This is a genomic window from Anaerobranca gottschalkii DSM 13577 (assembly GCF_900111575.1).
Lineage (GTDB): Bacteria > Bacillota > Proteinivoracia > Proteinivoracales > Proteinivoracaceae > Anaerobranca > Anaerobranca gottschalkii.
This window is the reverse complement of the sequence record NZ_FOIF01000014.1, coordinates 1-23,542: the sequence shown is the minus strand read 5'-3', so window position 1 is coordinate 23,542 and position 23,542 is coordinate 1. Positions and strand designations below refer to the sequence as shown.

The 23,542-nt window shown below is 31.2% G+C and carries 23 protein-coding genes and 1 pseudogene; 3 read left to right on the top strand and 21 right to left on the bottom strand.

Annotated elements, in window-relative coordinates:
• The first annotated feature begins 89 nt into the window (after nucleotides 1-89).
• Together BMX60_RS05300 and BMX60_RS05295 are read left to right on the top strand one after the other, a co-directional pair.
• Entirely contained in the window at nucleotides 90-1,277 is a 1,188-nt protein-coding gene (locus BMX60_RS05300) for a putative DNA modification/repair radical SAM protein (protein ID WP_091349987.1), read from the top strand.
• Entirely contained in the window at nucleotides 1,274-2,029 is a 756-nt protein-coding gene (locus tag BMX60_RS05295) for a DUF4130 domain-containing protein (protein WP_091349985.1), read from the top strand. Before BMX60_RS05300 ends, BMX60_RS05295 begins: the two co-directional genes overlap by 4 nt.
• Here BMX60_RS05295 and BMX60_RS05290 read toward each other — a convergent pair whose 3' ends face one another.
• From BMX60_RS05290 to BMX60_RS05190, 21 genes are all read right to left on the bottom strand, one after another.
• On the bottom strand, nucleotides 2,030-3,286 hold the full coding sequence (locus tag BMX60_RS05290; protein WP_091349983.1) for an ABC transporter permease: 1,257 nt from the start codon (nucleotides 3,284-3,286) through the stop codon (nucleotides 2,030-2,032).
• Complete coding sequence (locus tag BMX60_RS05285) at nucleotides 3,273-3,920, bottom strand: ABC transporter ATP-binding protein (protein WP_091349980.1); 648 nt, start codon at nucleotides 3,918-3,920, stop codon at nucleotides 3,273-3,275. Before BMX60_RS05285 ends, BMX60_RS05290 begins: the two co-directional genes overlap by 14 nt.
• Nucleotides 3,917-4,744: an efflux RND transporter periplasmic adaptor subunit gene (locus tag BMX60_RS05280; RefSeq protein WP_091349977.1), complete on the bottom strand. Its 828-nt coding sequence runs from the start codon at nucleotides 4,742-4,744 to the stop codon at nucleotides 3,917-3,919. The genes BMX60_RS05285 and BMX60_RS05280 overlap by 4 nt, the downstream gene beginning before the upstream one ends.
• A 1-nt stretch (nucleotide 4,745) precedes the next feature.
• Entirely contained in the window at nucleotides 4,746-5,849 is a 1,104-nt protein-coding gene (locus BMX60_RS05275; protein ID WP_091349974.1) for a hypothetical protein, read from the bottom strand.
• 64 nt (nucleotides 5,850-5,913) lie between these two features.
• Nucleotides 5,914-6,420 (bottom strand): hypothetical protein, encoded by a 507-nt coding sequence (locus BMX60_RS05270; RefSeq protein WP_091349969.1) that lies wholly within the window; start codon nucleotides 6,418-6,420, stop codon nucleotides 5,914-5,916.
• 248 nt (nucleotides 6,421-6,668) lie between these two features.
• Nucleotides 6,669-8,378: a phosphoenolpyruvate--protein phosphotransferase gene (gene ptsP / locus BMX60_RS05265; protein WP_091349967.1), complete on the bottom strand. Its 1,710-nt coding sequence runs from the start codon at nucleotides 8,376-8,378 to the stop codon at nucleotides 6,669-6,671.
• Between the two features lie 12 nt (nucleotides 8,379-8,390).
• Complete coding sequence (locus BMX60_RS05260; protein ID WP_091349965.1) at nucleotides 8,391-8,654, bottom strand: HPr family phosphocarrier protein; 264 nt, start codon at nucleotides 8,652-8,654, stop codon at nucleotides 8,391-8,393.
• A 113-nt stretch (nucleotides 8,655-8,767) separates the two neighbouring features.
• Complete coding sequence (locus BMX60_RS05255) at nucleotides 8,768-10,114, bottom strand: PTS fructose transporter subunit IIC (protein WP_091349963.1); 1,347 nt, start codon at nucleotides 10,112-10,114, stop codon at nucleotides 8,768-8,770.
• A 47-nt stretch (nucleotides 10,115-10,161) separates the two neighbouring features.
• Nucleotides 10,162-10,605, bottom strand: coding sequence for a PTS sugar transporter subunit IIA (locus tag BMX60_RS05250; RefSeq protein ID WP_091349960.1), 444 nt, complete (start codon nucleotides 10,603-10,605; stop codon nucleotides 10,162-10,164).
• Nucleotides 10,606-10,608: 3 nt separating this feature from the next.
• A complete protein-coding gene (gene pfkB / locus BMX60_RS05245; protein ID WP_091349958.1) occupies nucleotides 10,609-11,547 on the bottom strand; it encodes a 1-phosphofructokinase in 939 nt (312 codons plus the stop codon).
• A 14-nt stretch (nucleotides 11,548-11,561) separates the two neighbouring features.
• Nucleotides 11,562-12,320 carry a DeoR/GlpR family DNA-binding transcription regulator gene (locus BMX60_RS05240; RefSeq protein ID WP_091349956.1) on the bottom strand — a complete coding sequence of 253 codons (759 nt, stop codon included), beginning with the start codon at nucleotides 12,318-12,320 and terminating at the stop codon, nucleotides 11,562-11,564.
• A 178-nt stretch (nucleotides 12,321-12,498) separates the two neighbouring features.
• Entirely contained in the window at nucleotides 12,499-13,545 is a 1,047-nt protein-coding gene (locus tag BMX60_RS05235) for an ABC transporter ATP-binding protein (protein WP_091349954.1), read from the bottom strand.
• Nucleotides 13,546-13,558: 13 nt separating this feature from the next.
• The gene (locus tag BMX60_RS05230; RefSeq protein ID WP_091349951.1) at nucleotides 13,559-15,202 is read right to left on the bottom strand and encodes an ABC transporter permease; all 1,644 of its coding nucleotides are present in this window, start codon (nucleotides 15,200-15,202) and stop codon (nucleotides 13,559-13,561) included.
• A 16-nt stretch (nucleotides 15,203-15,218) separates the two neighbouring features.
• Complete coding sequence (locus BMX60_RS05225; RefSeq protein WP_091349948.1) at nucleotides 15,219-16,247, bottom strand: extracellular solute-binding protein; 1,029 nt, start codon at nucleotides 16,245-16,247, stop codon at nucleotides 15,219-15,221.
• 173 nt (nucleotides 16,248-16,420) lie between these two features.
• Entirely contained in the window at nucleotides 16,421-17,011 is a 591-nt protein-coding gene (locus tag BMX60_RS05220; RefSeq protein ID WP_091349946.1) for a hypothetical protein, read from the bottom strand.
• 176 nt (nucleotides 17,012-17,187) lie between these two features.
• On the bottom strand, nucleotides 17,188-18,471 hold the full coding sequence (locus BMX60_RS05215) for an ABC transporter permease (protein WP_091349944.1): 1,284 nt from the start codon (nucleotides 18,469-18,471) through the stop codon (nucleotides 17,188-17,190).
• Nucleotides 18,464-19,384 carry an ABC transporter ATP-binding protein gene (locus BMX60_RS05210; protein WP_091349939.1) on the bottom strand — a complete coding sequence of 307 codons (921 nt, stop codon included), beginning with the start codon at nucleotides 19,382-19,384 and terminating at the stop codon, nucleotides 18,464-18,466. Before BMX60_RS05210 ends, BMX60_RS05215 begins: the two co-directional genes overlap by 8 nt.
• An 89-nt stretch (nucleotides 19,385-19,473) precedes the next feature.
• Entirely contained in the window at nucleotides 19,474-20,013 is a 540-nt protein-coding gene (locus BMX60_RS05205; RefSeq protein ID WP_143055902.1) for a hypothetical protein, read from the bottom strand.
• 49 nt (nucleotides 20,014-20,062) lie between these two features.
• Entirely contained in the window at nucleotides 20,063-20,323 is a 261-nt protein-coding gene (locus tag BMX60_RS05200; protein ID WP_091349933.1) for a hypothetical protein, read from the bottom strand.
• Between the two features lie 91 nt (nucleotides 20,324-20,414).
• Complete coding sequence (locus BMX60_RS12380) at nucleotides 20,415-21,584, bottom strand: M23 family metallopeptidase (protein ID WP_091349929.1); 1,170 nt, start codon at nucleotides 21,582-21,584, stop codon at nucleotides 20,415-20,417.
• A gap of 153 nt (nucleotides 21,585-21,737) precedes the next feature.
• Nucleotides 21,738-22,370 carry an ATP-binding cassette domain-containing protein gene (locus tag BMX60_RS05190; RefSeq protein ID WP_091349926.1) on the bottom strand — a complete coding sequence of 211 codons (633 nt, stop codon included), beginning with the start codon at nucleotides 22,368-22,370 and terminating at the stop codon, nucleotides 21,738-21,740.
• Between the two features lie 983 nt (nucleotides 22,371-23,353).
• Between BMX60_RS05190 and BMX60_RS05180 the strand changes: the two are divergent.
• Nucleotides 23,354-23,542 (top strand): annotated as a pseudogene (locus tag BMX60_RS05180) (IS5/IS1182 family transposase); the annotation flags it as partial.

Below are 23,542 nucleotides of genomic sequence, written 5' to 3'. Positions count from 1 at the left end.
TATATTTCTTTTTCTTATATAATTTAATTAATTATTCCTATAAACTTATTAAAAGAAAATTACCTTTAAATAGAAAGGGGGTATTTATTATGGATAGTTTTCAAAAACTGATTATTTTAGGAACTGCTGCCAAATACGATGTCTGTGCTTCAACTTCCACTCCCAATAGCAAAAAATTTGCTCCATCTGGACTAGGGAGGACGACAGTTCATGGAGTTTGCCATTCCTTTACCCCCGATGGCCGTTGTATATCCCTGCTAAAGGTCTTATTAACTAATTATTGTCAAAAGGATTGCGCATATTGTCCTAATAGAAAGGATAGAGATATTCAAAGGACAAGTTTTTCCCCCGAGGAATTAGCAAAGGTTTTCATGGAATTTTATAAGAGAAATTATGTAGAAGGTCTTTTTTTAAGCTCAGGGATAAAGAAAGATACCCATACTACTATGGATGAATTAATAAAAACAATAGAAATTCTCCGTTATAAATATCAATATAATGGTTACATCCACTTAAAAATCCTTCCCGGTGCTAAAGATGAACACATTGAAACTGCTTGTAAATTGGCAAATAGGGTTTCAATAAACTGTGAAACTCCCGATGAAACCTATCTTTCTAAGTTAAGTAAATTAAAATCCTTTGAAAAAGACATTTTATCACCTATGGCTACTATAAAAAAATATTTATCTAAATATAATTCCTCCCAATCCACCCAATTTATTGTAGGAGCTGCTGGAGAAAGGGATTTTGACATATTAGCCCGGGTAAATAATTTATACCAAAACTACGGTATTAAAAGGGCCTATTTTTCCGCCTTTACTCCAATTATTAACACCCCTTTAGAAAAGGAAAAACAGACCCCTTTAACTAGGGAAAACCGCCTTTACCAAAGTGACTTTCTCCTTCGGTTATACGGTTTTAAATTAGAGGACTTACCCTTTGAAAAGGGCTTTTTACCAGATAATCTAGACCCTAAGTTAGCTTTTGCTTTAAAAAACCTTCATTTATTTCCAATAGAGATCAATAAAGCACCTTTAAGGGATTTACTAAAGGTACCAGGTATTGGACCTATTAGTGGTAAAAGGATTATTGCCCTTAGAAGGGAGTTTACTATTACTAATCCCCAAATGTTGAAAAATCTCGGGGTAGTGTTAAAACGTGCTTTGCCTTTCTTAACATTCCAAGGAAAGTGTTATGGTGATATCGATAGTTTAGCATGTAATAAAACAGAACCAATTCAACTGAGTTGGGATTTCGGGGAAGGTGATAGTGAATGATCTATACATTTAATGACAATGTAAATGACATCTTAAAAGCTGGGTTCCTTTATTACCACACTAATAACCTACCCCTATATTATAAAGAAAAAGAAAATAACCTTTTTGCCTATGAAACAACTCCAGTTTCAGATATCCCTTGGGCAGACATTTTAGCTTTAAACAAATCCTTCCCCCATAAAAAGAAAGAACTCCTTAGGGAAGAGTTCCTAAAAATTATCTTTTTCAATTTAAGGTTTAATAAAGATGATAAATATAAAGTTATCCTTGAAGGAGTCAGAGAATCCCTTACTTTTCCGTTAAAAGTTTGGCTAAAGGGAGTAACAGACATTTCTAAAATTTTAATAAAAAGAAAAAGGATAGTTACAAGGGAAATCCACAAAATGGTGGGATTTATCCGCTTTGTACCAATAGAAAAGGATTTTCTCATTGGAACAGCTTTGTTAGAACATTATACCGCAGATTTAATTCTCATCAATTTAAGAAAAAGGTATCCTGCTTATACTTTAGGATTGCTTTGGAGTGACAAAGGATTAGTGTTAAATAAAGATAATTCCTTTTCCGAAATAGATGGAAAGGAATACTTCGAAAAAATAGCTAATGACCAATTCCATAGAATTTGGAAAGAATATTACACTTGCCAATATATAGCTGAAAGGAAAAATATCAAATATCTTCAAAAAAATATTCCTAAAAAATATTGGCATTGGTTAACAGAAGGAGAAATCATTTTAGATGAGGAAGACAACTAATTATTCTGATTTAAGATGTTTAACTATTTCAACTTCTGTAGATTGGTAAGCAAAAACTAAACTAAAAAATACACTTAAGAAAAGGACACTAAAAAGATAGGTGGTTAAAGAATAACTACTTAAATAAATTGTCCATTGAACTTGGTAAAATACCCTTTGAATAAGTTTATAGATTACCCCGATATTTAATACTAATAGTACTGAAAAAATACAGTTTAATAGCATTACAATTATTCCTTCTAAGAAAAACTGAAGGATAATATCTTTTTTCCCAGCACCTAATGCCATCTTTACCCCTATTTCAAATCGCCTTTCTTTCAAAACATTGTTAAAACTAGAGTAAAGATTTATCCCTAATAAAGAGAGTAAAATTATAGTTGCAATCCCTTTAAGTAAAAGTTGGCCTCTAATTTCATTATTTATGCGATTTAAAATGGTAAAACTAGAATGGTTTTCTAAGTTTAAGTTATTAGCTAAATTAATAACTTCCCTAATATGCTCAGAGTTAACAAAAAGGTATGAGTCATTATAACTAAGGTTATATTTTTCTAATAGATTACTAGAAAGAAAAACTGATACGTAAAAAATTGTGCTGTCATTATGAGCTCTTTTTAAAGTTCTATTATTTACCACACCAACTACTTTAAAATCTCTAAAGATAGTTTCACCATTTTTAGTAAAAAAGGATAAAGTTATTGTCAAAGAAGAATCCTCTTCTTTTTTAAACCCTTTTGTTAAAATTTCATAAAAACCCTGATCTATCAAAACTTCATAGGGATTATTTAAAATTTCATTTCCTTCTACTAAATAAACTAATTCAAAGGTTTTTTTATCGTGAAGGTAAAAAAAACTAAACTCATTAGGGATATAATATAGCTGAGGTACTATAGCTAGTTCTTGGTCTTGATAAAAGGGCAAAGCTGATGCACCTAAAAAATATTGAAAATAGTTAGTCTTATCCATTTCATCTAATTGTTCCATTAAAATATTTTTTCTTATTCTGGTAGCATACTCCCCTAATTCCACTGACCTAAAATTGTGATAATCAACCATCCTAGCTGTACCAATTCTACCTAAAGTGGGGGGCAAAGCCAATTCTTCTTTATATTTATTATAAATATAGGAGTCAGAAAACATAAAAAATCCTAGTAAAAAGGAAAAAGATAGTAGAATAGTTACTGATAGTAATAAATAGCTGGTCATTTCCCGTTGAACCATGATGAAGGAATGCTTAAATATTTTTTTAATTTTTTTCATGTAGCTTTCCCCCTTTAAGTTCCAATAACACTTTTGCCCTTTTAGCTACCAAATGGTCATGGGTTATCAAAATTATCGAGCAACCATTTTCGTTGGCCTTTTCTAGAAGGTCCAGAACTATAAGTTTGTTTTCTTCATCTAAATTTCCCGTCGGTTCATCGGCGATGATAAGTTTAGGGTTTAATATTAAAGCTCTGGCGATACCTACCCTTTGTTTTTCTCCTCCACTTAAAACTTTTACTGAAGTATCTAAAAGGTGGGAGATATTTAATTGTTCAGCCAATTTTTCAAGTTCTTTAGTTTGCCCTCCGTAATATAAAGTTGGTAATAAGATATTTTCTCTACAGCTCAAACTAGAAATAAGGTTATAGTTTTGAAAAACAAAACCTATTTCTTCTAACCGAATTTTATAATGATCATATTTGTTTTTTAAAGAAATCCCTCGATAAATATACTCTCCTTCATCCCAATACTCTACAAGACCTAAAATATTCATTAAGGTTGATTTGCCAGCTCCAGATTTACCTACTATAGCTATGAAATCTCCTTCTTTTACTTGAATATTTATTCCAGTTAAAATCTGCCTATCATTATAACCTTTTGTAATATTATTTAATTGAATTATTGTTTTCATCTTTGGTTCTCCATATTAACATTCATTATTTCAGCATATCCTGGATCTGCAAACCAACCTTCTTCTACTCCAGTTATGGAAATGTAATCCTTATTCCCTATACCTATTTTGACTTCGACTTCTCCAATCACAGTACCATTACCCTCTACCCTTCGAATAAAATAAGGGCCACCTTTTTCCTTTTGATAAACGCATTTTCTCGAGATAACTAATACATTATTATATACAGTACCTGTAGGTATTTCTATTTCTACCCTTTGACCGTATAATAAATTTTCCCCTTCTATCTTAAAGCTAACTTGTCTATCAACACCATTTTCAGCTATCATATTAGAAATGAATTGTAATTTTAATTTTTTACTATCAACTTGATACTCCTTACCTTCCTCCAATTTTTTAACATCCCTTTGTGGTAAAAAGCCTTCTAAAATTAGTTCTTCAAAACTTTTTATCTTAATGTAATTATCAAAAACATTTATTTCTTCGATTAGACCGTTTACTGGAGATGTTACATTGCCATTACTAAAAGTTAATAAAATATCTCCTTTCTTCACTTCTTGACCTACTGAAACTAATAATCTTACCCTAGTATTATTATTCCATTCCACAAATTTGAAGGTATTAGAAGTTATTATCCCCCTTATTACTACAGTTTCTTCTAAATCTTTTCTAAAAATTAGACTAGGAGAACCATAGCTTTTTTCAGTTATATTAAAATCTACATTTGTTTTATAATTTTCCATCTCTAAATAAGTTATATATGTTATTAAAATTACCGGCATAATTACCGCCATAATTCCAATAATTATTGCTACTTTTTTCATCTTAATCACCCAATCCAAAATAATTTAAATACTTATTATAATATGATATAAAATCTAGATCATGGACTTTAATAGAGTATAGTTCATGAAAATCAGCTCCTGGCATATAATTAGCTGTAAAATATTGATAATAAACATTTCCCATATACTCGTATTCTATTTCTACTACTAATGTTGTGTAGTAAAATTGCTTATTCATAAAAGATTTATCTTTAACAATTAAAGTAGGTGAAAACTTAGTACCTTTTTCTAAAGATAATTCTTGATCAAATATGGTATCCAAAGCTATTCCATCTTTTTCTAAAATTACTTTAATTTGATCAATATCTACTCCTTCATTTAACAACCGGATATCTTTAATAGTTAAATTTTCTGTTGCTAAAAACTCCATATTATCAATTACTATAACCCCTAATGAATTAGGAATTAACTTCTTTTCTGAAAATCCTAAAACAAAACTTTCTAAATAGAAAGCTGTTTCAAAGTGGGTTTGATAATCTAAAATAATTTTTCCAATAGGGAACTTATACTCCTTTTCTCCAACAGAAAAAATTACCTCTTCAATTTTTTCTTTACCTGTAAAACCCCTTACTTTTTCATCATCCATAGAAAATTTTATATATACTGCATAATAATTTAAATTTTTGTATGCAGGATTAGTTTTTTCAGTTTCATAATCTACTAAATATTTTTTCTTGTAATCTTCTAATTCCTGCGAATGTTTCAATATTTTCTCAATATTTCCTTTATTTTCCTCAATCAACCGCTCTAATCTGTAAAATTCATCCCAATCTATTCCTTTGTAAGTCATATAAATGTATTGAGGATATTCATTTATTTCCATCTTTTCTAAAGAAAAAGAATAGGGAGTATCAATATCTAAAGATATAGAGAAAGAGTTTTCATCAATAGCTTCCGAAGTAATTAGATTGAAAACAATATAACTGGCATTACTTAAATTTTTGTAAATCGTTAAATTAAAATTTTCCATAGAGGTAATAAATAAATCTTCCTTAATTTCTTTTTGGACACCATCCTTTAAACACCCCAAAGAACTAGAAATAAATAAAATTAAGACTACTAGATAAATAATTTTTTTCCCCATTTTATCCCTTCTTTCAAATTAGTAATCTGTTTAGAGTAATGGTATATGAATAATTAAATATTAGCTAATTTGAATATCTTGTTAGACGACGGTAAGCAGCATTTCTAACTGGAGCATAGGAAATACTCCATCTTTCTTCAGTTAGTTCAATCATATCCCATCTAGAATAGTCTAATTTACTTTGTGGAAAAACATGTTCAATTCTGTATTTTCCAGTTGGAGTATTCGCATCAATTGTATAAGCTACTGATGTTGTAGTACTAAACGATTGATATTGAGTTAGTCCTAATTGAGTACTTAATTCAAGGAAAAAATTTCCACCTATAGATAGAGAGCTTGAAGCACTACGACCATTAGTAACTGTTTGTTGTAAACTTACTGTAGTAGTTATACCTCTTGTGTGTTGAGTTTGACTTTCATATATAGGTAAAATTGCATCAGCTATTGTTGTAGCAGTTACTCGATAATAATATTGTCCTTGATACCCATCTCTAAAACCGTTTAATGCAAATACATAATTTGCATTAAAAATAATGATTAAGACAAAAACAATAGTTAATAATTTTTTCATAAAAAATACCCCCATAGTCTTATTTTACCATTACCCTAAATGTATTAAATATTTTAACATATTACAATTGTTTTTCAAGATGAATTTTGTCGATTACTAAGAAAATATCAAAAATATTATGTATAGCAGTATTCCAAATGGCATGGAAAATTAAAGGTTTGAAAAAAAGTTCTACTTCCATAAAAAAGAACCCAATAGCTCTGGATGACTTTCAAAAAAAGTTCCTAGAACTATTGGGTTCTATAAATTTACTTTTCTACTATAGATCTTAAATATTCTTCAATTTCTTCCGCTGTAGATAAAGAAAGGGCTTTTTCAGCAATTTCCTTAGCTTCTTCAGTTGTTAATCCTGAAATTAGCTCTCTAGCAGGTAAAATTGAAGTAGCACTCATTGAAAATTCATCTAATCCCATCCCTAAGAATAGAGGAATTAGCGGCAATTCTCCCGCTGCTTCTCCACACATTCCTACCCAGATTCCAGCTTTATGACCATTTTCAATAACCATTTTGATCATCCGTAAAACCCCTGGATGGAATGGTGTATAAAGGTGGGCAATTGTTTGGTTCATCCTATCTACAGCAGTAGAATATTGGATTAAGTCATTAGTTCCAATACTGAAGAAGTCAACTTCTTTAGCTAAAATATCACTAATCAAAGCTGCTGTAGGTATTTCTATCATAATCCCTACTTCAAAATCCTTGCTGTATTGGATTCCTTCACTATCTAGTTCCCTTTTTACTTCTTCTAAAACTTCATTGGCTTGTCTAACTTCTTCTAAAGCTGATACCATTGGATACATAATTTTTAAATTACCGTAAACTGATGCCCGAAGCAAAGCCCTTAATTGTGTTTTAAAAATTTCTTTTTTATCTAAACAAATTCTCAAAGCTCTATAACCTAAGAATGGATTCATTTCTTTAGGTAAATTTAAGTACGGAATTTCTTTATCTCCACCTATATCTAAGGTCCTGATAACTACAGGCTTTCCTTCCATTCCTTCTAGTACAGTTTTGTAAGCTTGGAATTGTTCTTCTTCTGTTGGTAGAGAACTTCTATCCATGTATAAAAACTCTGTCCTGTAAAGACCTATTCCTTCTCCACCATTTTTAATTACCCCTGCTAAATCTTTAGGGGTACCAATATTGGCAGCTAGTTCAACTTGTTTACCATCTTTAGTTTTTGTAGGTAAATCCCTAAGTTGTAATAACCTTGCCCGATATTCTTCAAATTTCCGTTTTTCTTCTTTGTATTTTTCTACCGTATTTTCATCGGGATTTATTACCACATGGCCTTTTTCACCATCTATGATAAGGTAATCCCCATTTTTAACTTTAGTTGTAATATCTCCTAAACCTACAACTGCAGGAATTTCAAGACTTCTTGCCATAATAGCGGTGTGGGAAGTCCTTCCTCCTATATCGGTGACAAAGCCCAATACTTTTTCTTTATCCATTTGGGCAGTATCTGATGGTGCTAAATCATGGGCTACTATTATCACTTCTTCTTCTAATTGGCTGATATTGACCATCTCTATACCCATTAGATTTTTAAGTACCCTTAAGCCCACATCCTTTATATCAGCTGCCCTTTCCTTCATATATTCATTATCCATAGATTCAAATATTTGTACAAAGGTTTTTACTGTTTTGTCTAGGATAAATTCAGCATTTTTACCTTCTGATTTTATTCCATTTTCTACAGTATTGACCAGTTCAGGGTCAGATAAAACTAATAGATGGGCAGCAAATATTTCAGCTTTATCTTTTCCCATTTTCTGTTCTGCCAAAGCTTTTATTTTTTCTAGTTGTTCCTTGGATTTTTCCAAGGCTGCTTTAAACCTTTGAATTTCTTCTTCTAGATCTGAAACTCCTTTTTCAGGAATCACCAGCTCTTCTTCTTTAAGTAAAAGGACGGGAGCCATGGCAATTCCCTTTGAAGCTCCTATTCCGTTTAGCATTCTATCACTTCCTTATTCCCCAAAGTTTGAATTAAATAGTTCTAATAAAGCATTTAGTGCTTCTTCTTCATCTGCTCCATTAACTTTAATTGTTAATTCTGTCCCTTGACCTGCACCTAAAGCCATGATACCCATGATACTTTTGGCATTTACTTCACTAGCTCCTTTAACTAAAGTTATATCTGAGCTAAATTTTGATGCTGTTTGTACTAGTAGTGCAGCAGGTCTAGCATGTAAACCACTTTTATTTGTTACAGTTATTTTTCTTTCTAACATTTTATATTCCTCCTTACAAAATAATAGTTTAGAATAGGGTACATAACCTATTCTAAACTATTTTACCATATTAGTCGAGAGAATAAACACAATTTTGTGTTTAAATTTCTGTTTTATTTTTTAAGAGCTTTTAATGAACTTACTAAGAAAGCAGTTACTACTGATCCTATTGCTAAAGCAATTAAATACATAAAGGGTTTTTCAATAAAAGGTACTACGAAAATTCCACCATGGGGTGCCCGCAATGTGCAACCAAAAATCATTGATAAAGCCCCTGCTACTGCTGAACCGGCCATTATAGAAGGAATTACCCTCAGTGGATCAGCTGCTGCAAAAGGAATTGCCCCTTCTGTGATAAAGGATATCCCTAGTACCCATGCGGCTTTTCCTGCTTCCCTTTCCTCTTGATTAAATTTGTCTTTAAATAATACTGTTGCTAAAGCTAACCCTAAGGGTGGGGTCATCCCCGCTGCCATTATCGCTGCCATAGGTGCTGTTACCCCTGCTTCAATCAATCCTACACCAAAGGCATAAGCAACTTTATTTACTGGTCCACCCATATCAAAGGCCATCATCAATCCTAAAACCAGACCTAAAATAGCTGCATTAGCCCCTTGTAATCCCTCTAACCAAAGGGTTAGTGAATCCATTACATAGGAAATAGGTTTACCAATTACATAAATCATTAATAACCCAACAGCTAAAACAGATAACAATGGATAGATAAGTACAGGTTTTAAACCATCGGCCCATTTAGGTAATCCACTAAATAATTTCTTCAAAAATTCAACTATATATCCAGCTAAAAATCCTGCAATAATTCCACCAAGGAATCCTGCCCCTACCTTAGCAGCTAATAGTCCCCCTACTAATCCAGGGGCTAAACCTGGCCTATCTGCTATCGAATAAGCAATAAAACCTGCCAAAATTGGAATCATTAAAGCAAAGGCTCCTCCTCCACCAATATCCATTAAAGCACCAGGTAGTCCCCCTTCTTGGAAGGCATCATAACCAAAGGCGAAGGAAATTGCAATTATAATACCCCCTGCTACAACTAAAGGAATCATGTTAGAAACACCGGTCATTAAGTGTTTGTAAAATCCTGTTTTAGGTCTTTTTTCCTTTACCTCTTTAACGGTTTTTACAAAATCTTTCTTCTCTGATTCAACTGCTTTTTTAATTACCTCTTGGGGATTTTTAATTGCTTCTGAAATTCCTACTTCAATAATCGTTTTTCCCTCAAACCTATCTTTTGCCACATTTGTGGCAGCAGCGATAATTACAGCATGGGCTTGTTCAATTTCCTCTTCAGTCAAAACATTTTCTGCCCCTGCAGAGCCTTGGGTCTCCACTTTGATAGTATAGCCCAATTCCTTAGCTGCTTTTTCCAATGATTCAGCAGCCATGTATGTGTGGGCTATCCCAGTAGGACAACTGGTTACAGCTACAAGCTTTTTCATACAACAACCTCCCTAAAATATTTATTTTATTCGCCTTAGGCGAAATTTTACTCAAAGGCTTTTAATATCTCTTGATAGGTTTTAGCTGCAAAAAGTTTCATTCTTACTTCTTCATGGATCAACTTTCTCGATAATTTACTTAAAATTGCCAAATGTTCATTATTACCACCTTCAGGAACTGCTATTAGGAAAAACAATTTTGCCGGCTCCCCATCTAAAGAGTCATAATCTATTCCTAGTTCTGATTTCCCAAAGGCAACTGCTGGTGTTAAGACGGTAGAATCCTTTCCATGGGGTATGGCTATCCCCATACCTATTCCTGTAGTAGTAATTCTCTCCCTTTCCTTTAAAACTTCTAAAAATTTCCCTTTATCCTCGACAACACCACCTTGTATTAAAAGTTCAACCAATTCCTCTAAAACTTCATCTTTGGTTTTTGAGTTTAAGTCCATTTTAATCAAATTTTCTTTAAGTAATTTGTTTAATTCCATAATCTAAACTCCCATCTTTATTATTTTTATTTCCTTTTCGTACACATCAATATCTTCAAAGTTAGCCAACACAGTTCCCGGTTTTGTAATACTCGCTGCCGCTGCTGCACTAGCCAACTTAAGGGCTTTTTCTAAAGAATAACCTCTATGAAGGGCAATAGATAACATCCCTACCATACTATCTCCAGCCCCTACAGTACTTTTAACATCTAAATCCAATGGTTGAGCATAATATGATTGGTTTTTGGTGACAGCTATTGCTCCCTTTTCCCCCATAGATACTACTGTAATTTCTACCCCTTGGGAAATCAGTTTATCTTTACAAAATTCTATAACTTCTTTTGGGGTATTTAACTTTACTTTGAACGTTTGTTCTAGTTCATCGATATTAGGTTTAACTAAATAGGGTTTAGAACTAATTCCTTCTTCAAAAGCAAGACCTTCTGCATCTAAAATAGTTTTACAATTAAATCCATTGGCGACCTCAATCAGCTCCCTGTATATTCCATGATTTATCCCCTTTGGTATACTCCCTGAAAAAACTAAAACCGTTGATTTAGCTGCCCACTTTTTTACCTTTTCAATTATACAAACCCTATATTGGGAAGAAACCCCTTCACCATTTAAGTTAATATCAGTAAACACTCTATTTAATCTGTCTACAATTTTGATATTCTCTCTAGTTTCACTATCTATCAAAACAAAATCGTGGCTTATATTTTCTCTATTTAAATAATCTAGGATAAATTCTCCATTTTTCCCACCAATAAATCCTATGGCTGTGGTCTTTTCTTTTAAATTATTGATTACCCTGGAAACATTTATCCCCTTTCCTCCCGGATCTTTTCTTTTGCTAGTAGCTCTGTTTACACTTCCTAACTTAAATTCATCTATTTCAATGGTTATATCCACCGCAGGATTTAAAGTAACTGTAGTAATCATCTAAGTGCTCCTTTCTAACCTGTTATCACTCCAATACCAGCTTTTATGAATTTTTCAATTTGTTCTTGAGAAGTTTTATCATCGGTTATTATCAAGTCAACTTTTTCTATTGGTGCTATTGTCACAAAATAATCTTTTTCAAATTTACTATGATCAGCAACTACTATAACTTCTTTAGCAATCTGGATCATAGCTTTTTTTGTATATGCTTCAACAACATTAGGTGTGGTAATCCCCTCTTTGACACTAATTCCATTTGTTCCTATAAAAGCTTTATCTACCCGAAAATTTCTAATAAATTCTTCGGTCACTGGCCCTACTAAAGCATGGGTCTGCCACCTCAACTGTCCTCCAGTTAAAATTAGATTTATATCTGGTTTTTTTGATAACTCTAATGCAATAGACAGTGAATTAGTTAAAACAGTGATATTTTTAGCACTGATATATTCGGCAATTTTCAAAGTAGTGGTACCGGCATCTAAGAAAATTGTTTCATTGTCTTTTATCAAAGAAGCCCCTAAGATACCAATTTGCCTTTTTTCTTCCTGCATAATTTCCGCTTTTTCTCCCATCGTTGGCTCAAAAGCTAATTTCCCAGATAAAACAGCTCCCCCATGGGTTCTTTTTAAAAGCCCCATTTCTTCCAATTCTTGCAAATCCCTTCTTATTGTTGATTCAGATACCCCAAGTTCTTCAGTTAAAGTATTTACCCTTACCCTTTGGTGTTTTTTCAATAACTCTATTATTAACCTATGTCTCTCTTCTACAAACATCATATCACCTTCATTTTCAATCATATTTTATGATTTAATTTGATTATTTATGATTGTTTTTGATTGATTTTATTGTAAATTATTTTCTAACCTTTGTCAACTATTTTTCGATAATTTATTTTTATATTAAAAAAAGCAAATTAACCTAACAAATAAGTTAATTTGCTTTGAATCCTTTTTACCCTTGAAGTACAGCTACAAAGTGGGGAAGGATTTTTACCCGAAGCTTATCCCCAACTTTATAATCCTTTTCTGGGTGAATGTGGATTTGGATATTTTGAGTTGAACCACCATTGGTCAATTGTAATACACCATCGATGGTATCACCACCATAGACTGTAAAAATCAAGGTACCTTCCAGCTCTCCTTCAGGACAAACTTCAAAACTATCGGGCCTTATAGATATTTTTACTTTCTTCCCCGGTGGAATATCGTGAGTATGGTAACATTTAATATTAGCAAAGGGTGTAATAACAGTGTTATTTTCTCCCATTATTCCATCAAAGATATTGGTCTGACCTACAAAGTTAGCTACAAAAGTATTTTCAGGATATTGGTAAATCTCCCGGGGTGTCCCTACTTGCTGAATTTCACCATCTTTAATAACTACTACTTTGTCGGAAATTGCTAGGGCATCCTTTTGATCATGACTTACAAAGACTGCTGTTGTTCCAGTTTCTTTCAAAATCCTTTTAATTTCTACCCTCATACAAATTCTCAAATCAGCATCTAAATTACTAAATGGTTCATCTAGTAAAACCACAACTGGTCTCCTGGTTAATGCCCTGGCCAATGCTACCCTTTGTTGCTGTCCCCCTGATAATTGATGGGGATATCTTTTTTCATAGCCAGTTAAATTAACCAGTTCCAATACTTCTTTAACCCTTTCTTTTTTATCTTTACCTTTATAACCAAAGGCAATATTATTTTCTACATTAAGATGGGGAAATAAGGCATAATCTTGAAAAACCATCCCTATATTTCTTTTTTCTGGAGGTATCCAAGTATTGTCATCAAAAACTACTTTTCCTCCTATTTCTATACTTCCTTTATCCCCTCTTTCAAAACCTGCTAATAATCTTAAAGTTGTTGTTTTCCCACAACCACTTGGCCCTAAAAGGGTAACTATCTCACCTTTTTCAATATTTAGTGAAAAATTATTAAGGGCAGGTTTTTGTCCTTTTTCATAAATTTTAGTCAAGTTTTTTATTACAATATCATTCATTAGAACTTCACTCCTAATATTTATTTAGCATCCATTTTAAGGGGATTAAAGAAACTAATATTAAAAACAGGGAGGCTGGGGCAGCCATATGATAGAGGGACTCACCGGCATCTACCCATACCCTAACAGCTAAGGTATCAAAACCCGGTGGTCTTAAAATCAGGGTAGCAGGTAACTCTTTAAGGGAACTTACAAAAACTAAAGCCCCTCCTGCTAACACACCTGGAGCAATAAGGGGAAGAATTACTTTAAATAATACTTTCCAAGAAGAGTACCCTAAACTCCTCGCCCCCTCATCTATCCTAGGGGAAACTAAGCTTAAAGAAGATTCCCCTGATTGTAAAGCTTGGGGTAAAAATCTTACTATATAAGCTATACTGATGAGAATATATGAACCGTAGAGCCATTTTATATATTGATTAAATATAAAAATTATTCCTAAGGCTACAATAACTCCCGGCAAAGAATATCCAGAATAGCTCAATTTATCGATAACAGTTGTATAAAGGGAAGGATACCTAGATTTTAGATATACTATTGGAAGGGATAAAATCATCGAAGCAATTGCTGCTATTGATGATACTTTAATACTATTTAGAGCATATAACCAAAATCGTGAGTCTAATGCCCCTGCCATTATCCCTTGCCTAGCCCAATAGAGCAATACTGTGATAGGTACTAAAAAGGATAAACTAAATACAGAAAAAACAAAAATAAGCCCAGGGATTTTTAACCATTTTAGTTCTAAAGTATCAACTTGTTTAAAGGAACTAGACAACTGGACAAACTTTTGTTTACCTTTTGTTTTAGATTCTAAATACAATATACCAACAGTTAAAATTATAAATACCATACTTAGCACAGTAGCAGATAAATTATCATAACTACCCATTTGATAATAAATGGCAGATGTGAAGGTAGTGTACCTCAACATAGCAATTGCGCCAAAATCAGAAAGAACATATAGGGCTACTAAAATCGCCCCAGCACCAATGGCTGGTCTTAGTAATGGCAAACTTACCTTAAATAAAATTTTACTAGTTGATAAACCTAAAGACCTTGCGGCATTTTCATAGTTAGCATTCATCTTTTTAATAGCAGAAGATGTAATTAGAAAAACATAGGGATAGGTAAACATCGTTAAAACAAAGGCTACACCCCAAAAGGAGTAGATATTGAATGGGGATTCCCCTAACCATTTATATAACCATCCCCTAGGACCCATTACTATAATGTATGTTACTGCACCGACATAAGGAGGTACAACTAATGGAAGGGCTAATAACCATTGCCACCATTTTTTCCCTGGTAAATCACACCTTTCCACTAGAAAGGCCAACAAAACTCCAATTATCACGGCAAAAAATGTAACTACTAATGTTAAAGATAAAGTGTTAGTCAACAACATAGGTATTCGGGTATCTAAAAGCCTCATCCAACGGTCTTTTCCAGCATAAAGGGATCGGTAAACCACATAAAAGAGGGGAAGGGCCATAATTGCGGCGGTAATTGTTGTAATAATAACTAAAAAGATATGGGGTGCTTCCCTTTTCCATAATTTATTCCAGTACTTATTTACCACAGAGGAAATAGCCCGAAGGTTACTTCGAGCTATTTTATGGGAAAGATTGTTTTTACCAGCTAATTTAATGTTCATTGAAAAAACTCCTCTATTATCTGATTTCTAAATCTAGACCGGATTTTTCTATTAATTCCCTTGTATCTAACCAGTATTTTCCTAAATCTCTTAAGGACATTCCATGAACTTTGTATTCATTTATTTTCTTAGCTTCTGGAATAGCTTCTATTTCAGGATTTAAAGGAACTTCTAATGAAGCATATGAGAAAGCCTTTTGATTTTCTGGTTTTAGTAGCCAGTCTAAAAAGATTTTTGCATTTTCTTCATTGGGAGCCCCTTTGATAAAACCTACACCAGCAGCATTTACTACTGCTCCCATTTCTCCTTCACCTTGATCAGGGTAAATAGCCCCTACGTTATTATTTTCAGGTTCCCTAAGTTGTTGATGGTAATAGTAGTTATTTACTAAACCAAATTTAAACTCACCGGCTCCTACTGCTCTACGGATATCTCCATGTCCTTGCATAATTGCACCGGCATTATCTTTGATAATACTTAACCACTGGGATGTTTTTTCATCACCCCACTCATATCTCAAAGCAGAAACATGACCTATCATACCACCGTTACCACCGCGGGTAATAGCAAATTGCCCTTTCCATTTTTCATCGGTTAATTCCCAAATCGTTTTAGGCATTTCTTCTTCTGTTATTAAATCTTTATTATAAATGAATACTCTGGTACGGGCAGAAAGGGCTATCCATGAATTATCTTCTGCTCTAAATTCTTTAGCAATACTTTCAACACCCTTTGGTGTGTACCCTTGAAGTAAACCTTCCATTCTTAAATGCTCTAATGCTCCAATATCGTTAGCGATTATTATATCAGCTTGAACATTATTTTTTTCTTCTTTTATTCTGTTAAATACACCTTCTCCAGCGTGTAAAGCTCTAACGGTAATTCCCGTTTCTTCTTGGAATTTATCCAATAATTGTTGGACAAAGGTCTCATTTCTCGAAGAATAAACTACCAATTCATTAGAATTATTAGTCCCTTGTTCTGTGCATCCTGCACTAACTAATATTACAAAGATTAAAGATAAGAGTGCTACTACTTTTTTCATATTATACCTCCTATTGATTTTGATATTCATTCTCAATTCGTCTTAAAAAAATAATATGTATTGAGAATGAGAATATTTTTCACTTGTCTAATTTGATTATAAGCTTCAACTTAACTATTGTCAATAGGAAATATAAAATACTAATTTTTAGATTTTTAAATATAATTTTTATTTTAGTATTCTTTTACATCCTTATAAAATAAAGTTATAAGATATACACCTAAAAAGAGGATTAATAAATTGTATATTATTAAAGGCCCTTTGTCTGTGTTTATAAAATCTAAGCCACGGATGATTAAATATACTCCTAAATAAAGTTTAACCCAAAGATCGAAAAATGAATTACCTGAGTGTGAAAGGTCTTTCCAATATTTTTTCCAAAACCCTTTAATATCTACTTCTCCCTTTTTAAAGCCATCAAAGGTCTCTAATACATCCCTATTAAGATAAGGCAAAGTAAATGAGGCAATAAATGGGATTGGCAACCAGGTAAATTTAAAAAACTCAAAAACAAAAAAGTAGAAAGTGTTTACCCAAAACCAAATTTCTTTTCTTAGTTCAAAAAGTTCCTCATTCATTCTTGTTTCCCTTTTTAGTTTTTTTAACAGGTAAAAGATTCCTTCGATGATAACTATAAATAGAAAAACTCCTAAAACTACACTAGGTATAACAAGTAAAAAACCCATTCCTAACAAAGCTGCGAATATTATCATTGGGAAAAAAGCTATAAGTACTACCACTAATATTCTCTTATCAATTTCCACTTTAATCACCCTCCCCTTAACAACCTTCTATCCCCAGTTATTATTCTACACATCTATCTCTTATCCTTTTTTGCATATCAATTCACATCTGTTCTATATTATTAAAGAGGGTTTATTGAGGTTAATTATTTGCCTTGTTAACCTAATAAACCCTTTACTTTTTATACTTTTATTCTTTAAAGAATATCTTTTTCTTTAAAGCTAACTATTCCAGCTACCATAAAAATTACCGTATAAATAACTATTACAGCAATTGAAAAATTTAAACTTACCCCTGAATACATAAACCTTCCTTCAAGGTGTCTTAATAAATCAAAGTGGGGCATTAATAGGTATTTGCTCCAGGAATATTGACTAAAAATCCCACTAATGATACTTCCGAAAATTATTAACCCCATAGTTGCTACTAAACTGATAGTAGCACTTTTAGTGAAAACTGAAATTAGCATACTGAAAGCAATAAATACTGCCATGACTATTAGTAGTAAAAATAAAATTTGAAAATAATATCTAAAATTAGTTATTAAATATGCGGAAGAGTAATCTATCATATACCCAAATTCCCTTCCTAAGTTTACTCCACCTACAATTCTGGTATCAAAAAATCCACCAAAACCGACGAAAAAACCACCAATAAAATAACCTACGACACTAATGAAAAAGAATACAAAAACACCGTATAACATTAAAGCAATGTATTTGGAAATATATAGCTTCATCCTGGTTACAGGCTTGATTAATAGTAATTTAATTGTTCCTAAACTGTATTCTCCCGAGATAGCTTCAGACGCAACTAGTATTATAATCAAGGGCAAGAAAAAACTGCTAGTATCAACAATGTAATTGAGTAGTAGGGAAAAAGCATTCCATTGATTATCTACAGTAGATTGTTCCATCCTCAGTTGAAGTTCCCTTTGTTCTGATTCTAAACGCCTTTTTTCCACAGGTGTTAGATTTTGTTCATTTGCTAAAGTTTCCTCGATATCTTTAAGCCTTTGCTTATATTCCAGTTTTCGAACTTCAACTGAGTTTTCCCCATATTGAATTTTCGCTTCTAAGATTTCTTTATATGCCTTATAAGATTCTCTGACTTCAGGGGGTAAACTTTCATCGGCAATGATATTATTTACAGTCTCTAACTCCCTTTTAAGTTGAATTTCCCTAGCTTTTTCATAACCCAAATCAAGCTGTAACTGTATATCCTCTATAACTCCTTTTAGATGTTCCTTTTCTTCTTCTGATATCCCAGTTCTATTTAACTGTTCTTGATAAAATTTAAGCTCTTCTTCAAGGAAAGCTCTCCGTATTTGATTATCTGATTGCTCAAAGTTTGCTAAAGTTGATATTCCAAAGGCCATTAATATATAGACCAAAATTAAAAAAGATAGACCAAATAATATTCGTTTTTTATGAAGCATTTTAGAAATTTCTAAGCCGATCAATGTCGTTAATTTAGGCAATTTGATCACCCCCTGTCAAGTTAAGGAAGAATTCTTCTAATTGACCATTTTCTTTTACCAAAGATTTAACTTCAATATCACCAAGTACTAAATGTTTATTGATTTTTCCTAGAGAATCCCCTACAAATTTAACTTTTATTTTATTATCTACTGATTTTACTTCTTGTACAAAGGGAAGGGTATTGAGTATTTCCATAGCTTTTGAAACATTATCTACCTCTATGTTGGCCCTTTGCTGATCTTTAGATAGTAGTTCTTCTACCTTCCCTTGTACCACTAATTTACCATTAGAGATAATAGCTACCTTGTTACATAACTGTTCAATTTCATGGAGCAAGTGACTAGATATAAATATAGTTATTTTTTCTTCACGGGCTAAATGACTTATTATCTCCCTAACTTCTTTCATACCCTGAGGATCTAAACCATTAGTCGGTTCATCTAATATCAAAAGTTTAGGACGGTTTAGTAAGGCTTGGGCTAATCCTAGCCTTTGTCTCATACCTAAAGAATATGTTTTAACTTTAGTGTCAATCCTATTTTCCAATCTAACTAACCTAATTACTTCTTCAATTCTGTTTTTATCTACTTCCCCTGATAACTTGGCAAAATGGATTAAGTTTTGTCTCCCTGTATAAAAAGGGTACAGCTCCGGATTTTCAACAATTGCTCCAATATCTTTAATAACTTCAGTAAAATCTTGTTGTAAATCCTTTCCAAAAATAGTTATTTTCCCAGAGGTAGGTTTAATTAAACCTACTAACATCCTAATAGTAGTAGTTTTACCTGCACCATTTGGACCTAAAAAACCAAAAATATCCCCTTGTTGGATACTGATATTTAAATTATCCACTACTGTTTTTTTCTTGAACTTTTTAGTTAAGTTCTCAGTTGTCAAAACTATATTATCCAAATTAAGCACCCCACAGTCTATGAAAGTATTATTTTTCTATCATAGCACAAAATTATTAAATTTCAATAAACAATTGAGAAAATTTTATTTTAAAATAGAGTTAAATTAGATATTTTAAATATAATTAAATTAAATAAAGTGAATAATGATAGTGAAGCAACTATTTTGTATTTGTTGGTTGAGTAAAAACCCAATAAATAGGCAATAAATAAAAGTTTTATTATATAGATTATTACATAGTTAAAATTAGTTCCTAAGCTTGTTTCTAATATTCTTATCAATATAATTGGGAAGGATGCTAATACTAAGATTTTTAAAAAAGTTGAATAGTTTTCTTCTATTTTAGATATTATACCGGATGTAAACAATATAAAAGAGTTAATTAAGATTTTAATCAAACCTATAATAGAACTTATCAACGTAAAAGTAGTTAAAATAACTACTCTTAAATCATTATTTAATCCTCCTTCAAAATCCCTTTTTAGTTGTAAAGCTTCCTCTTCAGTTATCACACCTTCTTTTAAATATTCCTCTATTGCTTCTTTTATTCTCTCTTCATTTTTTTCTAAGCCAAAAATCATAAATTCTATAGAATTTGCCAGCAACAATAAAACTAGTAAAAAAATCAATAAATACCTCTTTTTTATCCTTAAAACATATGATCCCACCTTATATCACCTACCAAAATAAGTTTGTTAGTAAAGATATAAAGATTAAAGTTGATACTATAACGGTATATAACTGAAAATACCTTTTGTTAACTTTTTTAACACTTTTTAATGAATAATAATAACTCAATATAAATATACCGGCTATAACCAGTTTATTATAATAATTTTTAACAAATAATTCCCCCAAATAAATTCCTGACGGGAACTTAATACTAAATAAAAGGGCAAATAAACTAATTGTATATGAAATATAATATGTTTTAGCCATGATAAATCTCCTCCCAAAATTTCTCTGAAATATATGGTATGTTAACCACATAATATTTTTATCATATTATCAATTTTCATAATATACATCCCTACGAAATGTTCTTTACCCTATCATTTCTCTTTATAAATGCTTCACTATGATAATTACCATTTATCTGTATGTTGCTAAATTTAATTGGAACACCTTTTGCAAAATAAAAACTTTGCTTATTTTGTAAATGAAAATGTAAATGGGGCTCTGTTGAATGTCCTGAATTTCCGCACTTTCCAAGTAATTGTCCTTTTTTTACATACTGCCCTTTTTTGACTACAATACTATTTGGTATAAGGTGGGCTATAACTGAATATTCATCCTCTGCATGCTTTATAATTACATAATTACCTCTTATATCTTTGGATAAAAAATCTATTAGCATGGTTCCAGGTTTTTTTGCATCTGCCACATTAGTTTTTAGCTCCACCACTTGGCCATCGGCCGGTGCTACTATTGGTTCTCCATAACAATAATAGTCCTCTAAACTATATCCATCACTTTTATGAGAAGATCTATTAGAGTCTATCTTTATAAAATCATAGGCATATCTTTGGTTTATAATATCCCACGAATGAGAATTTTCTTTATTGGTTCCTCCATTATAGACTATCCACTCACCTAAAAAAGGTAAATTATACTCTATTTTTTGCTTATATGTAGAATCATAGCTTTCATCATCCCCTCTGATTACTGCTACTGTATTACCTACAAACATTAAAAGCATCTGGTATAACTGTAAAGGATTTAAAAAGCATAATAGATACTGAGATAAAAAATATAGTATCGTAGCTTTAATTGGGTGTTTTTTCAATGGCTTAGGTTCTAAAACATATTCATCTTTATTACTTACTTCTTCTATATTGTAACCTTTATGTTTAACCTTTTTATTATCGTTAAAAAGCCTTGGGTAAAATATGTTAATAATAAGAACTCCTATAGATAAAAAAACAGGTATTACAATTATGAACCTTAAAAAGGGTATTCTTATCAGTGAATACTTTAACATTGTAACGATTAATATATATATAAAGCCTATAAAAGCTATGACCTTAGTCCATAAATTCGGCCTTTTAAAGTAGGGTAAAAATAATAGTGAAGTGGTGAATATAATCGATGCAAATGTATTTATATATTTAATAGAAAATGAAATACCATTTAGAAAGATGATAAAACCACTTAACATTACTAAAAGCCATAAAATATCCGCTAATTTTTGTCTTTTCATGCCTGCCCCCCTAACCAAAAATTATATAGATTGAAATTGCTATCCTTTATAATCTTTTGACAATATGTAATTTTTTGTTTAACTATTAAGAAGATGTTATCAAATTCTGAAACTGGAGCTAATGCAAATTATATCCATTTATAAAAAAGTCTCCTAATTTAATTTATATAATTTTTTATTAACAATTTTATATTTTGTTGATGCTATGTTTTGTTCAATTGATTCAATATGGGTTGAAAATATTATTATGCCACCTTTATCAGTAAATAACTTAAATTTTTCTAAAGCAATTTTCTGGGAGTCAATATCTAACGAACTTAATGGTTCATCTAAAAGCAAAATATCTATATCCCTTACTAATATACAAATAAGATAAAGTTTGTGCTTCATCCCTAATGAATAATTTTTCACTAAATCATCTAAGTCATTATGTAAATTAAATTTTCTACATAATTCTTGAATTTCCTCCCACTTATTATTGACATTAAATATGTTCAACAAAAATTCTATGTTTTCTTTACCTGTTAAAAAATCATACAAATGTGGTTTATCTGGAACATATCCTATTTTATCTATAATTTCACGTATACTATTATATCTATTGTTATTAAACCTTATTTCCATCTCTGCATTTAAACTTCCTGATAAAATTCTTAAAAAAGTTGTCTTTCCTGCTCCATTTTCTCCTAATAAACAAATTCTTTCACCTTTTTCTACTGAAAAATTTGCTTTTTCAAATATATTTTTATCTTCGTAGCTAAAGCTTAAATTATTTATCTCAAACATAAAATAACCTCCTTAAATTATTGCTAAGTAAGGCATACAAATATTTCTGTAGCATTTCTTGCATCAAAATAAAATCCAGTTATTATTGATAAAATATATATAAATATAAGAGGAAGTATAATTTTGATAATAGTAGTCTTATTATTAAAATAGGTTCTTTCCATAGAAAAAATTCTCTCCTTTGTTTATGTTCACAAATATTATATAGGCGAAAAGTAAGAGGTAGAAAGTATTACTTAAAACAAAAATCAAAATAGTATCAAGGTCCAAAAAACTAATAAATATTATAAAACCATACATGAAATCAAATAATTTTCTCGGAATTTTATAAAATTTACTATAAAACCTTTTTAACATTGATTTTTCTTGGATTTCTTGATAATTAGTAAAATAAAAATCTGTATTATATACCTCACCATAAATATGTAACCATGGAGAAAAATAAAAAATTATACAAGACCATATTACTAAAGATAAATTTAATTTTATTGAACAAATCCCTAAAGAAATAGTTACGATGTTAAATATTAGTACTATAATTACAAATTGAAAAAAAGATAATCTCTGAAATAATTTAACTTTGTTTATTAACATATTTTTATACTTATAGTTACTTTCTTTTAACAACAAAATGTTTTTACCTTCTGAATTAGGCAAAACAAAGATAAAGATATCTTTTATATAAGAATGGTAATCAAATATTCCAGTAGCAATGGCATAAAACAAAATATAAATTGCTATTTGACTAAAATTATAAAAAAATACATAAAATATTATCATCCTCAAGATAAAAGGAAATGGTATTATAAGGCTACATATAGGAATATTAGCAAACAATCTATAATTTCTTTTAGTTGAGGAAATTGCATAATTCAAAGAGGCTGATTTTATTAAATTTATTTAAAGCAAAAAAGAGGTTTCACCCCAAAATGTCGAATATATTAAGTAGCACCAAAATAATCCGAAAGGAGTGAAACCTCTAAATGTATATTCGACAAATGAGCATAATTTCCTTTGAAGAAATTATAAAATTTCAACAAGAAACTAAGCTAGAAATGATTTTATCGCAATTAGACATTTCTAAAATAGCCTATAGTTTAAGAAAATCTGGTTATTCAAAAGGCCCAAAAGGTTATGAAGTAACATCAATGATTTATGCTTTAATAGCTATG

Bases quoted from the DNA above. Each gene is read 5' to 3' on its own strand.
- BMX60_RS05280 (WP_091349977.1), bottom strand. From the start codon at position 4,744: ATGAAAAAAGTAGCAATAATTATTGGAATTATGGCGGTAATTATGCCG.
- BMX60_RS05230 (WP_091349951.1), bottom strand. From the start codon at position 15,202: ATGAACATTAAATTAGCTGGTAAAAACAATCTTTCCCATAAAATAGCT.
- BMX60_RS05225 (WP_091349948.1), bottom strand. From the start codon at position 16,247: ATGAAAAAAGTAGTAGCACTCTTATCTTTAATCTTTGTAATATTAGTT.
- pfkB (WP_091349958.1), bottom strand. From the start codon at position 11,547: ATGATTACTACAGTTACTTTAAATCCTGCGGTGGATATAACCATTGAA.
- BMX60_RS05255 (WP_091349963.1), bottom strand. From the start codon at position 10,114: ATGAAAAAGCTTGTAGCTGTAACCAGTTGTCCTACTGGGATAGCCCAC.
- BMX60_RS05275 (WP_091349974.1), bottom strand. From the start codon at position 5,849: ATGGGGAAAAAAATTATTTATCTAGTAGTCTTAATTTTATTTATTTCT.
- BMX60_RS05190 (WP_091349926.1), bottom strand. From the start codon at position 22,370: ATGTTTGAGATAAATAATTTAAGCTTTAGCTACGAAGATAAAAATATA.
- BMX60_RS05200 (WP_091349933.1), bottom strand. From the start codon at position 20,323: ATGGCTAAAACATATTATATTTCATATACAATTAGTTTATTTGCCCTT.
- BMX60_RS05235 (WP_091349954.1), bottom strand. From the start codon at position 13,545: ATGAATGATATTGTAATAAAAAACTTGACTAAAATTTATGAAAAAGGA.
- BMX60_RS05295 (WP_091349985.1), top strand. From the start codon at position 1,274: ATGATCTATACATTTAATGACAATGTAAATGACATCTTAAAAGCTGGG.
- BMX60_RS05290 (WP_091349983.1), bottom strand. From the start codon at position 3,286: ATGAAAAAAATTAAAAAAATATTTAAGCATTCCTTCATCATGGTTCAA.
- BMX60_RS05285 (WP_091349980.1), bottom strand. From the start codon at position 3,920: ATGAAAACAATAATTCAATTAAATAATATTACAAAAGGTTATAATGAT.
- BMX60_RS05260 (WP_091349965.1), bottom strand. From the start codon at position 8,654: ATGTTAGAAAGAAAAATAACTGTAACAAATAAAAGTGGTTTACATGCT.
- BMX60_RS05240 (WP_091349956.1), bottom strand. From the start codon at position 12,320: ATGTTTGTAGAAGAGAGACATAGGTTAATAATAGAGTTATTGAAAAAA.
- BMX60_RS05270 (WP_091349969.1), bottom strand. From the start codon at position 6,420: ATGAAAAAATTATTAACTATTGTTTTTGTCTTAATCATTATTTTTAAT.
- ptsP (WP_091349967.1), bottom strand. From the start codon at position 8,378: ATGCTAAACGGAATAGGAGCTTCAAAGGGAATTGCCATGGCTCCCGTC.
- BMX60_RS05300 (WP_091349987.1), top strand. From the start codon at position 90: ATGGATAGTTTTCAAAAACTGATTATTTTAGGAACTGCTGCCAAATAC.
- BMX60_RS12380 (WP_091349929.1), bottom strand. From the start codon at position 21,584: ATGAAAAGACAAAAATTAGCGGATATTTTATGGCTTTTAGTAATGTTA.
- BMX60_RS05250 (WP_091349960.1), bottom strand. From the start codon at position 10,605: ATGGAATTAAACAAATTACTTAAAGAAAATTTGATTAAAATGGACTTA.